Genomic DNA, 11,686 nt, shown 5'->3' with positions numbered 1-11,686 from the left:
GCCTGTGGCGTGCGGCCAATATTCAGCGGACCCTGCACCTGGAAGAAATCACCGTGATGATTCAGGGTATGCAGCTTATTCGGGTCGAAAAATTCGCCGCTCTGTTGATTACGGATAAACGCATCATCTTCCCATGAGTCCCACAACCCTTTAGTGACGGTGAGAAACTCATCGGCAATCCGGTAGCGCAGCGCATGTTCCGGGTGTTGCTGGCGGGAGAAGTTTTTTGCCGACCCTTCCAGCGGCGAAGTCACGACATTCCAGCCTGCGCGACCGCCGCTTAAATGATCGAGGCTGGCGAACTGACGCGCCACGGTAAAAGGATCGCTGTAAGAGGTGGAGAGGGTGCCGACCAGTCCTAAATGGGTAGTGACGCTGGCCAGTGTGCTGAGCAGAGTAATGGGCTCGAAGCGGTTTAAAAAATGCGGGATCGATTTTTCATTAATATACAGTCCGTCGGCAACGAACAGGAAATCCAGCTTTCCTTCCTCAGCCTTTTTCGCCACGCTTTTGACGAAATCTAAATTAATACTGGCATCGGGCCGGGCATTGGGATGACGCCAGGCGGACATATTTCCCGATGCGCCGTGTAATATTGTTCCTAAGCGTAATTGTCGTTGCGTTGCCATATTTCACTCAATGTATTCAACTGGTGAATAGCACTATTCCCGAGTGAGCTTATTTAGTAAAACAACAAATCTGGCAATTAACAGCAGTAAATATCAATAAGCCCGGCGGGAATATCCCGCCGGACGGTCAGGCATTCACCGCCTGTGGCGTCGATTGCGTCAGCGAACTCAGTGCCTGCTCCGCCAGACGGGCGAAATAATCGGCAGCGGGCAGAATCAGCGCTTCATCGGGGTTAAATTGTGGGTGATGCAGGCCATATTCGCTGGCGCTGCCAATACTGACAAACACCCCCGGTACATGATGCAGATAGAAGGCAAAATCTTCCCCCCCCATCTGAATCTCTGCCGGTTTAAGCCGATAGCCGCTTTCGGCGGCCACCTGCTGGCTGAAGGTGGCCCAGTGTTCGGTATTGACCAGTGCCGGTGGTCCGGCCTGCCATTCCAGCTCCACCTGCGCGCCAAAAGCCGCCGCAACGCCCTGGATGACCTGGCGTATTTTTTCCGGAATGGCGGCGCGCACGCTGTTATTATGGGTGCGTACCGTGCCTTCCAGTTCCACCGTTTGCGGCAGCACATTCCAGGTATTACCGCCGTGGAAACGGGTGACGCTGACCACCACTGACTCCAGCGAGCTAAAGCTGCGGCTGGGCAGGGTTTGCAGCGCGGTAACAATCTGGCTGGCAGTGACAATTGAGTCCACGCCTTCCTGCGGACGGGCGGCATGGGCACCTTTACCGGTGACACGAATCACAAAGCGGTCGACGTTTGCGTAGAACGGACCGCCGCGGGCGGAGAAGGTGCCGACAGGTAATTCAGGCGCATTATGCATTCCAAAAATAGCCTGCACGTCTTTCAGCACGCCAGCATCAATCAACTGCTGTGCGCCGGTGAAGGTCTCTTCGGCTGGCTGGAACAGAATGCGCACGCGTCCGGTCAGTTCGGCTTCGCGTGCTTTCAGCAGCAGTGCCGCCCCCAGCATCACCGAACTGTGAACGTCATGCCCACAGGCATGCATCACGCCTGCATGTTGCGAACTGAAATCGACACCGCTGCTCTCTTCAATCGGCAGGGCATCAATATCGGCGCGCAGCGCAATTAACGGTTCGCCGCTGCCTATTTCAGCAATGACGCCGGTTTTCAGGGGATAATTAAGCTGACGGATATTTGCCTGATCCAGCCAGCGTCGAATACGCTCGGTGGTGGCAAATTCCTCGCCGGAAAGCTCCGGGTTTTTATGCAGCTCACGTCGCCAGGAAATAAGCTGCTGACTCAGTGCAGTGGTCATAAATATTCCATTGGTTAGTGTTCAGGTGGCCTTATTGACCTTTTATAGTGGCTATCATCATTTTACTGTTATGCGGTCACCAGCTGGTGGCTGGCTAATAATTCGAGCGATTTGATTCTGTCATGCGCATTGCTGAGCGGGGTATCAATAATAAATTCTTCAATGGCAAAACGCTGATGCAGTGCGTCTAATTGCGCGTGAACCTGCGTGGCGGTGCCTTTTAATACCGAGGCTGAGCGGGGTTCAATACGCGATCCTTCTGCCCCTGACTGGCGAATAAACGCTTCAGCCTGCTTAAGGTTGCCAACGGTAACGCTCTGACCGCTCGGGGTATGGACGCGATACTGTTGCAGATCCTGCGCCAGGAGATTCGCTTCGGCCGCTGAAGAGGCGACGATCACCTGAACCGCCAGAATCGCCCGCTGGCCGCCGCTGTCGCTGTGGTAAGCGGTAAGCGCCCGCGCTTGTTCTTCACTATCGCCATTAAGGTGTGCGGCAAAGACAAACTGCCAGCCGAGACTGGCCGCCAGACGCGCGCTGCCTTCACTGGCTCCCAGCAGAAAACGTTGTGCCGGCTGTGTCGGCAGCGGCGTGGCATGCAGGCTATCCTGCTGTGCATCCTGAGTGGCAGGGCGTAACCAGCCATCCAGCTGTTCCAGTTGCGCAGCGAAGTCGCCTTTTTCGTCCTGATGCAGACCCTGCTGTAAGGCGCGGGTGGAGAGAGGTAATCCGCCCGGCGCTTTGCCGACACCAAGATCGACGCGGCCTGGCGCCAGCGAAGCCAGCAAATTAAAGTTTTCTGCCACTTTATAGGGGCTGTAATGCTGCAACATCACGCCGCCGGAACCGACACGTATCCGCTGAGTCTGCGCGAGGATCCAGGCGATCAGTACTTCAGGAGACGGGCTGGCCAGTGATGGTGTGTTGTGATGCTCTGCCAGCCAGAAGCGATGGAAACCCCACTCTTCAGCGCGTTTAGCCAGTTCGAGGGTGCGTGCCAGCGCCTGCGAAGGCGTTTCTCCGTCGGCAAGCGGGCTTTTGTCTAACAGGCTCAGTCGCCAGGTCATCAGCTTGATTCCTTAAAAGCATTCAGTGCGGGCAATTATTGAAGTCGCTGTCAGGTGATGTAAAACAACAAAAATTGCTTAATGAAGTCGATAAACGGGATTAGCGGCGTATTGCTGATGAATGGGTTTTGTTGGCAGAAATTAGCATTTTGCCGTCGTCGGGTGGCGCGGTTTAATGGCATTTCATTCGACGGAGGAGAGTAACGATGAAAGGTTTATGGCTGCATTTTACGCGCTTTTTCCATGTACCCTCTGGCATGGCAACGCTGGACAGCTGTCGGGTAGTGGAGGCGATGATGCCGATGGCGGAGCTGTACGGCGTTGATTTCAATGGCCTGTCTTCGCAGCACTCTGACCGCGGGTCGCATCAGAGCAGAGATTAATCGCCAGCAGGATGAACATCATCCACCACCAGCGTGATGATTTCATCCTGTTGTTGCTGAAAATAACCGATAAACTGGCGCCCCGCCGGGAACTCGCGACTAAAATCGCGCGTCAGTCGCAAGCGCGCCTGACCGGTTTCGCCATTCAGCGCGATCACTTCCGCACTGTGAAAATCCATAAACTGCCGCAACTGCGGATAGACCGCTTTATACAGGCTCTCTTTTAGCGAGAAAGCCAGTGTTAAGGCACTGGTCAGCGGTATCCCACACTGCTTTAAATAAATCAGCTCGTCGGCAGAGACGATGATTTCACTCAGCTCTAGTGCGGAGTCGGCTTTCATCAACAGCTCAACATCCACGCCCGCCATGCGCTGCGGCCGGACGGCTGCGCAGACAATTACCGCGCGTTGTGCGGTGTGCGACAGCGAACCAATAATGCCAGCAGGCCAGATCGGTGCACGATCCGCGTCATTGTCCAGCAGAAAATCGCTAATCCCCAGCGATGTCAACGCAATGCGCGCCGCATAGCGGCTGGCAAGATATTCAGCCCGTCGCTTATTCACCGCCTGACTGAGATGGGCTGGTTGCGGTATGGCGTAGAAGCTGAACAGCGCGGAATCAAACTGCTGAAGATCAAAACGAATCTCTGTCAGGCTCAGCCAGGGAAAGTCGTGCAGCGTGGTCTGCCGCAGCTGGCTGATAAACCGGCTGGCGGGGTAATCAACAGCGGTGAAGGGAGTAAACATAGCCTGAAAAAGTGAATAAAAGGTGGCCGGATTACAGCAGTAATTGCTCAAAATATCAATTAACTGGCTGAAGGATCATCAGGGCAGCAGTGACACTGCCCTGAGCAGGCGATTAGCCAGTAACCGTGCGCTTAATCATTCGGCGGGATGGCGAAGCCTTTTAACGACACGATAAAATGGTTGTGGCCCTTAGTAATTCTCGCGCCTTTTTCACACCAACGGCTGGCAAGACGAAAGAAATCGTCGCTGCCAATATCATAAGCCAGTTCTACTTTATTTATCCCTGAATGCAGCAACTCTTCAGCGTCCCGGTCATTTTTTGCTTTGATGATTACCATGATAAATGATTCCGTTTTGGCAATTTTGTGCCAACAGCTTAAGAGAGTTATGTGACATTTTTGTTGCAATCAGATGAATTGAGAAAAAGGCCAGACAATTTTACTGCCAGCGGCTCCTCTCTTTAGCGTAATAATTTCAGCGATCCGGTCAGCGATTTAACCCACTGTTGCGGGCCGCATAATGCCAGGCCATCAAGCGGCTCCTGTAACAACTGACGCCGGGTAAATTGTTCAGCATATTCTGGGAAATCATGCATTTGTCGGGCAAAAGCCGGGAAGGCGACCACTGACTGCATGGCGTCAGAACCGCCGGCTTTGGCCAGCAGCTGGTGCAGGCTGTCGGGGCTGGCCTGCAATATTGCTATCGGCAGCTTTGAACTGGCATCTATGGCAACACCGGCGGCATCCGACAGTTTAGCGCCGAGCAGCAGCGGAAACCTGGCACCCAGCCCGGCTGAAAGCGTGGCGACAGTATTCGCCAGATAACCTGGTGACATTTCAGGATTGACCACAATAACCACACGATAATTATTCACTTTGCGACTCCGTAACAGAAAGTGAAAAATATCTTATCGATATTTGCCGGTATATTTTTTCTTTCTTTGCGTCAATGCAGCGATTTAAGGTAGAAATATCCGTTGTAATGATGATTTTAGGAATAATTTTTCATGGGAATGAATATTAAAGAAATCACCCTGTTATCTGCGTTGCAAAGTGAAGGGCGGATGACGAATCAGGAACTGGCGGATCGTTCAGGAATGGCCGCCTCGCCATGCTGGCGACGCATCAGGCAGTTTGAACAGCAGGGAGTCATTAAGGGTTATCAGGCAAACCTCGATCGGAAGAAACTCGGTTTTGGAATCCTGGCGTTTATCCGCATTAAAATTGACAGCCATAATGCTGAGCAGGCGATGCGCTTTGAAAGTGATGTACGCCAGTTGCCGCAAGTGATCGCCTGCTATGCCACTGCTGGTAGTTCCGACTTTCTGTTACAGGTGGTTGAGCGCGATCTGGAGCATTACTCTGATTTTGCCATGACGGTTATTCGCCGTTTGCCGGGGATTAAAGAGATGGAAACCACCTTTGTGCTGCGCGAGTTAAAGCAAGCCGCCGGACTACCGGTGGAGATGTTGCGCTAAAATAATCAGTGGATGGTTGCCATTGCGGATTCTGGCACGCTCTGCCGCTTTACACTGCATATGTTTCACTACATCAAATAAGGATCACGATGAAGAAATTAAGTTGTCTGATGGCGTTAACCCTGCTGGCAGGGTGTACCACGCAGCGCGAAGCGCCGCCGCCGCCGAACAGTATCAGGATGGCAAACCCGGCATCTGTTTATTGCCAACAAAAAGGCGGTAAATCAGAGAATATTCAGACCACTCAGGGCGTCAGATCCGACTGTCTGCTGCCAGGCGGTGAACGTATTGATGAGTGGGCGTTGTATCGTCGCGATCATCAATAATGCAGGGCATTTGAAGACAGGCGATTTCTGACATTGAGGTTAAGTGAAAAAGGTGAAAATCACGGTGGTGTATTGATTGCATTTTAACCAGTGCTGCAATGTGCTACCGAAGGAGGTGATCATGGCGATTGTAAAATTAAGGCAGAGCGGTGGAGCCATCTCGTTGACCTTACCTAAGCATATTGCAGTTGCAATGGGTTGGGTCGTCGGGGAGGAAGTGGAGGTTAACACTGACGGAAATTCCGTTAGCGTGAAGCCTGCCCGCAGGAAGCCCCGCGGCAGAAAAACGCTTGAGGAACTGTTACAGGATATCGACAGTGACGAAATTCACCAGTTAAATGCAAGCGTACCGGAGCTGATTGCTAAGGGTAAGGAGAGCTGGTAAATGGCGCGTACACCACGGAAGGGGGAAGTCTGGCTTATTGATCCGGATCCGCTAGAAGGGCGTGAACTGAGAGGCCCTCATTACTATATCGTGTTAACCGAAGAGGCATTGAACCTGGCTCTGGGCGTGGCGATTTGCTGCCCCATTTCAACGGGTGCTAACGCGCGTGGAGTCACTGTTGTTGTGGATGGGGGGAGTACGCTAAAAGGTACCGTTAACGGGGTGGTACTGTGTCATCAGGTTCGTGCATTAGATCTTACTGAGCGGCGGGCGAAGTTTATCATCCTGGCTGAATCACATCTTATCGATGAAGTGGTAATGACGCTGGTCGATATCATTGATCCACAGTAAGTCAGGCAATTAAATCCCGGCTATAAAAAAAACCAGCCGCAACGGGCTGGTTCTTCAGGATTATTTGGTCGGCACGAGAGGATTTGAACCTCCGACCCCGGACACCCCATGACCGTGCGCTACCAGGCTGCGCTACGTGCCGAACAGTAAAATTATACTACCTTTTCCGCGATCGATTGCAAGTCAGAAATCGCTTAACTGCTTTATAAATAATCAGTTAGCAATGAATCTTTTTTCGTCCGTCAGCACCTGTAACAGCAAAGCCAGCTGCGGTTTATGATCTTTCAGCCGCTCGCCGTTCTTATCATAAGCCTGATAGCTGCCATTACTGTTCAGCACCAGCGTCGTTTGCGGCGTGGTGATCACCAACTGGCGATCTTCGTTGCTGGCGACCCAGTTATGTCGACGCTGGGCAGCAAACAGATCTTCACCCTGAGAATATTCTCCCGGCGCAGTACGCACATGCAATAAGCGCTGCATCAGCGTCGTCATCACATCCTGATGATTGGTCAGCTTATTGACCTGCTGCGCGGGGGTATCTGGCCAGTGCACCACCAGCGGAACCTGCAAGATCGCGCGGTTACCGCTGTGATTGTCACGTTCATCCAGCGCCACACCGCGCTGCGCGGTTATTATCACCACGGTGTTTTTCAGCAGATCTTTCTCTTTTAGTCGATTCAGGACCTGCTGAATTTGCTGATCCACCTGTGCGGCGCTGCGCAGATAACGGCGGCTGATATTTTGCCCCTGCTCATCCGTCTCGTTCAGGCTATCCCAGGAGATATAGGAGAACCACGGTGCACCATGAGGTTGCTGTCCGTCCAGCCAGCTTTTCCACTGTTCGGTGGTCTGCGTATTGGGCTGATTCTCGGAAGAGGGCAGGGAGAAGTCGGTCAGCAGCGCCTGACGATACAGCGGCGAGCTGAAGCCGTCCGAAGCAAACAGGCCGAACTGGTAACCTTGCTGACTCAGTGCGTTCATCAGTGCCGACGGGATGCGCGACGACAGCACGCCATCCATATAGCTGGGGGAAATACCATAAAACAGCCCGAACAGCCCGGCGTCGCTGGAACTTCCAGCGCTGAAATGCTGATTAAAGCGCACGTTTTCTGACGCAAACTGATTCAGATTAGGCATTGCTTTCGCCATCGACGCTTCATTCAGCCCGTCGACGGTAATCACCAGTAAATTATTTCTGCTGCCGCCGTCGCGGAAGGTGATATCACTGAGCGGATACGCTACCGACAACGCTTCCGGATTACCCTGCTGCACCAGACGACGCTGATATTCCTGCGCATCAAGCAGGCCATGTTTCTCAAGGAAACGACGGGCGGTCATCGGGTAAGAGAGCGGCAGATTGGCGCGCTGCATGGTTATCGGGCGATAGAAGTTGGCATCAGCCCAGATATACATCAGATGGCTGGTAAAGAAGGCGGTAATAAACAGCGCCGCCAGCGGCTTACCGAAGCTGCGTCGGTTAAGGCTGCGCAACTTCTGCCAGCTCCAGGTGGCAAACAGCATCTGCACGAGGAAAATCAGCGGCAGGCTGATAAACATCAGTTGCCAGTCGCGTGCCATCTCGCTTTGATCGGGGTTAACCACCAGTTCCCACACCACCGGATTGAGGTGCAGATGGAAACGGTTGAAGACCGCGCTGTCAACTAACAGCAGCGTCATCCCGGCGGTGGCCACAATCGCTGAGAGGAACCTCATCAGCCGTTGCGACATAACGATAAACGTCAGCGGGAAGATAATCAGCAGATAGGCGGCAAACACCACGAAGCTAAAGTGACCAATCCAGCTGGTAAACGCGTAGATACGACCGGCCAGCGAAGAGGGCCAGTCGGCCACCAACAGGTAACGGCTACCTAAAATAAAGGCAAAAATGATATTAAACAGCGCGAACCAATGCCCCCAGCTAATCATCTGGGAGACTTTTTCACGGTAGCGCTGCCGGTTGGTTACCATATTCGGGTCTGGATCATCACATTAATGGGCTTAATCTTCGCGGACTGAAGACTGAAGTGCATCGGCGAAGGAACGAGCCAGCACGCGGCGTTGAGCCGGCGCAACGCTGGTATTAATTAGATTGGTCACCATATTTCCCAAAACCATCAGGGAAAGATCGGTTGGCGTCTGGTTTTCTTCCAGTACGTTGACCAGTTCTGCGAGGAGCTTCTCCACGCGTTCGTCGCTATAACGGGATGATTGTGGCATAAGTAGAATTATTCAAGTATTAAAGGGCGCTATCTTAACGTATCAGCGCGATTTTTACCGCACTTTTATCGAAAGAAGCATGTTATTGGTGGTTGCTTGAGGCGTCGCGCAGTGATTGAATACGCGCCTGTCCCATTTAGGAGAGTCTGACATGAGTCTTGATATCGACCAGATTGCCCTCCACCAGCTGATCAAGCGTGATGAGCAGACGCTGGAGCTGGTTTTGCGTGAGTCGCTGCTGCCAACTAACGCCACGGTTGAGGCGATGGTGGAAGAGCTGCATCGCGTGTATAGCGCGAAAAGCAAAGCCTACGGTCTGTTTAATGAAGAGAGCGAACTGGCCGATGCACTGCGCAATTGTCGTAAAGGTGAGGATGATTTCCTTGCGTTTAGCCGCGCAGCAACCGGCCGACTGCGTGATGAACTGGCCAAATATCCTTTTGCTGAAGGCGGCGTGGTGCTGTTTTGCCACTATCGCTACCTGGCGGTAGAGTATTTGCTGGTGGCGGTGCTGAGCAGCCAGAACAGTATGCGCGTTAATGAAGAGCTGGATATCAGCACGACGCACTATCTGGATATTAACCATGCCGATATAGTGGCACGTATCGATCTGACCGAATGGGAAACCAATCCTGAGTCCACCCGCTATCTGACTTTCTTACGCGGACGCGTGGGGCGCAAAGTCGCGGATTTCTTTATGGATTTCCTCGGAGCCAGCGTCGGTCTGGATACCAAAGCGCAAAACCGCGGCTTATTGCAGGCGGTGGATGATTACTGCGCCGAATCCCAACTGGATAAGGGTGAGCGGCAGAATTATCGTCAGCAGGTTTACAGTTACTGCAATGAACAGTTGCAGGCCGGTGAAGAGATCGCGCTGGAAGATCTCTCTAAAGAGCTACCTCCACTGGGTGAAAAGACCTTCCAGGCCTTTACCCAGGAGCAGGGCTACGAGCTGGAAGAGACGTTTCCCGCGGATCGCAGCACCTTACGCCAGCTGACCAAGTTTGCGGGTAGTGGCGGGGGGTTAACCCTGAACTTTGACGCCATGCTGTTGGGTGAGCGCATTTTTTGGGATCCGGCGACCGATACCTTGACGATAAAAGGCACGCCGCCAAATCTGCGTGACCAGTTGCAGCGCCGCACCGGTGGTGGCAACTAAAAGTTTAAACCACCCGATAACCCTATCGGGCGCATCCCGATGCCATCGTACTTATTAATGCACTTAACTTGCTGATGGTGATAGCTTTTTAGTGGCGGTTTTTCACGTCAGCAGCCGCCGCTTAACCCGGCAGCCCCGACGCGCACTTTTGCCCCGTGCACGCTACCGCTTCGCCGTGTTTTTCTCTGCATGCGCCATCGCCATCATAGCAGCGGCGTCAGTCGCTGCCAGCCTTGTTTTTCCGGGGTTGTGACCTTCATAACGGCGGCTGGCCGTCTGCCGGGCGCGGGCTGGCGAGACCCACAAGCGACACCTGCGGCGCTCTGCCACACGAAAGCCGGAGGGAACGACGGGTTTGCATGACCGCACGGACCGGGGCGGGTGCGGAAGCTGGCGAGCGGGGCTGAGTCTGTTTCAGCGTGGTGCTGCTGTGCGGGAACACAGCAACGCCGCTGACCACAAGCAACTAGCAGGAGTTGATCATGGCTGAACACGATTTTAAGTCAGGACAGGGGATTTCCAAAACGGAACGGCGTTGTATTGTGGGATACAGGCCGCAACGCGACGCTAACAGTACACCGGCAGTGAACCTGTCCGGCAAGTGGCTACGTGAGGCGGGGTTTGAGGTGGGAACCGGGGTGAGTCTGAAAGTGATGGACGGCTGCCTGATGCTGATCCCGGATGGCCCGGAAGAGAGGCGACTGTGGGCGAAGGAACAGCAACTGAAGTCCCAGCAGGAAGAGCTGGGGCAGGCCCGTCAGCGGATAAAGGCGGTGCTGGCATGACGGACAGCTAAAAAAATAGCCGGAAAGATCGGGGGATCTTTTCCGGCTATTTTTACGACTACAGTGTTAAATAACTCTCTTAGTTATTTCTAAGTAGTGATTGTATGTCTCTTTGCTAAAATATTTACGAGATAAATTATAACTATAATCATTTCCCATCAATGCTTCAAAAATACATGTATTTAGCACATCTCTCATAGATTTATCACCTCCCAAAAATATCTCATCAATAAATGAAAATATTTTATATATTTCACTCTCAACAGAATCACTATTTTTATACATCTTTTTCAGATTATAATAAAAATAATTTTGAGAAGCCTTAACATCAGACATGTATATGTTGATCAAATCTAAAATAAATGATCCAAAAGAACCATATGCCAGATATACATCATCTTCACCATCATAAGTTCCATCAAATACAGGAAAACACTCTTTTAATTTATGAACAGCAGTATCTATTATCATGGAATAAACCCTAGAGCTTCTTTTAGATCGCTCATCATATAACTGGCCAAACTTCTATCAGAATCAATGAGCACTTCTCCTTTATATTTCCCTGTGCCACTGGTAAGTCTTTTAAGTGCTTCCAGATAGCTTGTTCCCTTAGCTATATGATCAGAACCACTGACCAGTTGCCCTGTGGTTTTCGTATGCAGTATAGATGCCGCAGTTCCTCCATCAGGAATATTTGCTCCGGGACGATATAGTTCAGAGAAAATACCTTTAAGCTTGGTGTTATCTATAGAGTCAATAATTTTCTGTCGCTGAGAAGGTGAAATGGCATGGTTATTCTTTCTTGCATTTCTTAACGTATTAACAGAACAGGTAGCAAGTCCTAGCGGATCGATCCAACTCAGCGGATTCGGCGCA

16 protein-coding genes, 1 tRNA gene and 1 pseudogene are annotated in these 11,686 nt (G+C 52.1%); 7 read left to right on the top strand and 11 right to left on the bottom strand.

Features of this window, described 5'->3' with window-relative positions:
- The 3 genes from NG42_RS23675 to NG42_RS19390 all read right to left on the bottom strand — a co-directional run.
- The coding region (locus tag NG42_RS23675; RefSeq protein ID WP_052902334.1) for an NtaA/DmoA family FMN-dependent monooxygenase at nt 1-629 on the bottom strand (629 nt) is incomplete at its 3' end.
- A 127-nt stretch (nt 630-756) separates the two neighbouring features.
- Nucleotides 757-1,914, bottom strand: coding sequence for an amidohydrolase (locus NG42_RS19395; RefSeq protein WP_052902301.1), 1,158 nt, complete (start codon nt 1,912-1,914; stop codon nt 757-759).
- 68 nt (nt 1,915-1,982) lie between these two features.
- Nucleotides 1,983-2,981: an LLM class flavin-dependent oxidoreductase gene (locus tag NG42_RS19390; protein ID WP_052902299.1), complete on the bottom strand. Its 999-nt coding sequence runs from the start codon at nt 2,979-2,981 to the stop codon at nt 1,983-1,985.
- Nucleotides 2,982-3,187: 206 nt separating this feature from the next.
- Between NG42_RS19390 and NG42_RS23045 the strand changes: the two genes are divergently transcribed.
- A complete protein-coding gene (locus NG42_RS23045; RefSeq protein WP_173581505.1) occupies nt 3,188-3,364 on the top strand; it encodes a hypothetical protein in 177 nt (58 codons plus the stop codon).
- Here the strand turns inward: NG42_RS23045 and NG42_RS19385 are convergent.
- The 3 genes from NG42_RS19385 to NG42_RS19375 all read right to left on the bottom strand — a co-directional run bounded on the left by NG42_RS19385 (nt 3,361) and on the right by NG42_RS19375 (nt 4,984).
- Nucleotides 3,361-4,110, bottom strand: a complete 750-nt coding sequence (locus NG42_RS19385; RefSeq protein WP_052902297.1) for a 4'-phosphopantetheinyl transferase family protein — start codon at nt 4,108-4,110, stop codon at nt 3,361-3,363. The genes NG42_RS23045 and NG42_RS19385 overlap by 4 nt on opposite strands.
- A 131-nt stretch (nt 4,111-4,241) precedes the next feature.
- The gene (locus tag NG42_RS19380) at nt 4,242-4,448 is read right to left on the bottom strand and encodes a hypothetical protein (protein WP_052902295.1); all 207 of its coding nucleotides are present in this window, start codon (nt 4,446-4,448) and stop codon (nt 4,242-4,244) included.
- Between the two features lie 122 nt (nt 4,449-4,570).
- Nucleotides 4,571-4,984, bottom strand: coding sequence for a DUF2000 domain-containing protein (locus NG42_RS19375; RefSeq protein WP_052902293.1), 414 nt, complete (start codon nt 4,982-4,984; stop codon nt 4,571-4,573).
- A 132-nt stretch (nt 4,985-5,116) separates the two neighbouring features.
- Between NG42_RS19375 and NG42_RS19370 the strand changes: the two genes are divergently transcribed.
- The 4 genes from NG42_RS19370 (at nt 5,117) to NG42_RS19355 (ending at nt 6,649) form a co-directional block, all read left to right on the top strand.
- Nucleotides 5,117-5,587 (top strand): Lrp/AsnC family transcriptional regulator, encoded by a 471-nt coding sequence (locus NG42_RS19370; RefSeq protein ID WP_052902291.1) that lies wholly within the window; start codon nt 5,117-5,119, stop codon nt 5,585-5,587.
- An 89-nt stretch (nt 5,588-5,676) separates the two neighbouring features.
- On the top strand, nt 5,677-5,913 hold the full coding sequence (locus NG42_RS19365; protein ID WP_052902289.1) for a putative hemolysin: 237 nt from the start codon (nt 5,677-5,679) through the stop codon (nt 5,911-5,913).
- Nucleotides 5,914-6,034: 121 nt separating this feature from the next.
- A complete protein-coding gene (locus NG42_RS19360) occupies nt 6,035-6,298 on the top strand; it encodes an AbrB/MazE/SpoVT family DNA-binding domain-containing protein (RefSeq protein WP_052902287.1) in 264 nt (87 codons plus the stop codon).
- Entirely contained in the window at nt 6,299-6,649 is a 351-nt protein-coding gene (locus NG42_RS19355) for a type II toxin-antitoxin system PemK/MazF family toxin (RefSeq protein ID WP_052902285.1), read from the top strand.
- A gap of 65 nt (nt 6,650-6,714) precedes the next feature.
- On the opposite strand, the gene NG42_RS19350 is transcribed toward NG42_RS19355, so the two are convergent.
- The 3 genes from NG42_RS19350 to NG42_RS19340 form a co-directional block, all read right to left on the bottom strand.
- Nucleotides 6,715-6,791, bottom strand: a tRNA-Pro gene (locus NG42_RS19350).
- A gap of 71 nt (nt 6,792-6,862) precedes the next feature.
- On the bottom strand, nt 6,863-8,617 hold the full coding sequence (yejM, locus tag NG42_RS19345) for an LPS biosynthesis-modulating metalloenzyme YejM (protein WP_052902283.1): 1,755 nt from the start codon (nt 8,615-8,617) through the stop codon (nt 6,863-6,865).
- 30 nt (nt 8,618-8,647) lie between these two features.
- Nucleotides 8,648-8,866, bottom strand: coding sequence for a YejL family protein (locus NG42_RS19340; protein ID WP_052902281.1), 219 nt, complete (start codon nt 8,864-8,866; stop codon nt 8,648-8,650).
- 151 nt (nt 8,867-9,017) lie between these two features.
- On the opposite strand from NG42_RS19340, the gene yejK reads away from it, so the two are divergent.
- Nucleotides 9,018-10,025 (top strand): nucleoid-associated protein YejK, encoded by a 1,008-nt coding sequence (gene yejK / locus NG42_RS19335; RefSeq protein ID WP_052902279.1) that lies wholly within the window; start codon nt 9,018-9,020, stop codon nt 10,023-10,025.
- 482 nt (nt 10,026-10,507) lie between these two features.
- Complete coding sequence (locus tag NG42_RS19330; RefSeq protein WP_052902277.1) at nt 10,508-10,810, top strand: SymE family type I addiction module toxin; 303 nt, start codon at nt 10,508-10,510, stop codon at nt 10,808-10,810.
- 66 nt (nt 10,811-10,876) lie between these two features.
- Here the strand turns inward: NG42_RS19330 and NG42_RS19325 are convergent, their stop codons facing one another.
- Nucleotides 10,877-11,281 carry a DUF7674 family protein gene (locus NG42_RS19325; protein ID WP_052902275.1) on the bottom strand — a complete coding sequence of 135 codons (405 nt, stop codon included), beginning with the start codon at nt 11,279-11,281 and terminating at the stop codon, nt 10,877-10,879.
- A pseudogene (locus NG42_RS23100) lies at nt 11,278-11,686 on the bottom strand (hypothetical protein); the annotation flags it as partial. The gene NG42_RS19325 and the pseudogene NG42_RS23100, both read right to left, overlap by 4 nt.

The organism is Winslowiella iniecta (assembly GCF_001267535.1).
In the GTDB taxonomy this organism is placed as follows: domain Bacteria; phylum Pseudomonadota; class Gammaproteobacteria; order Enterobacterales; family Enterobacteriaceae; genus Erwinia; species Erwinia iniecta.
The sequence above is the reverse complement of the archived record's forward strand: the minus strand, read 5'-3'. Positions and strand labels throughout refer to the sequence as shown.

Bases quoted from the DNA above. Each gene is read 5' to 3' on its own strand.
- NG42_RS19325 (WP_052902275.1), bottom strand. From the start codon at position 11,281: ATGATAATAGATACTGCTGTTCATAAATTAAAAGAGTGTTTTCCTGTA.
- NG42_RS19365 (WP_052902289.1), top strand. From the start codon at position 5,677: ATGAAGAAATTAAGTTGTCTGATGGCGTTAACCCTGCTGGCAGGGTGT.
- yejM (WP_052902283.1), bottom strand. From the start codon at position 8,617: ATGGTAACCAACCGGCAGCGCTACCGTGAAAAAGTCTCCCAGATGATT.
- NG42_RS19370 (WP_052902291.1), top strand. From the start codon at position 5,117: ATGGGAATGAATATTAAAGAAATCACCCTGTTATCTGCGTTGCAAAGT.
- yejK (WP_052902279.1), top strand. From the start codon at position 9,018: ATGAGTCTTGATATCGACCAGATTGCCCTCCACCAGCTGATCAAGCGT.
- NG42_RS19360 (WP_052902287.1), top strand. From the start codon at position 6,035: ATGGCGATTGTAAAATTAAGGCAGAGCGGTGGAGCCATCTCGTTGACC.
- NG42_RS19340 (WP_052902281.1), bottom strand. From the start codon at position 8,866: ATGCCACAATCATCCCGTTATAGCGACGAACGCGTGGAGAAGCTCCTC.
- NG42_RS19385 (WP_052902297.1), bottom strand. From the start codon at position 4,110: ATGTTTACTCCCTTCACCGCTGTTGATTACCCCGCCAGCCGGTTTATC.
- NG42_RS19390 (WP_052902299.1), bottom strand. From the start codon at position 2,981: ATGACCTGGCGACTGAGCCTGTTAGACAAAAGCCCGCTTGCCGACGGA.
- NG42_RS23045 (WP_173581505.1), top strand. From the start codon at position 3,188: ATGAAAGGTTTATGGCTGCATTTTACGCGCTTTTTCCATGTACCCTCT.
- NG42_RS19330 (WP_052902277.1), top strand. From the start codon at position 10,508: ATGGCTGAACACGATTTTAAGTCAGGACAGGGGATTTCCAAAACGGAA.
- NG42_RS19380 (WP_052902295.1), bottom strand. From the start codon at position 4,448: ATGGTAATCATCAAAGCAAAAAATGACCGGGACGCTGAAGAGTTGCTG.
- NG42_RS19355 (WP_052902285.1), top strand. From the start codon at position 6,299: ATGGCGCGTACACCACGGAAGGGGGAAGTCTGGCTTATTGATCCGGAT.
- NG42_RS19395 (WP_052902301.1), bottom strand. From the start codon at position 1,914: ATGACCACTGCACTGAGTCAGCAGCTTATTTCCTGGCGACGTGAGCTG.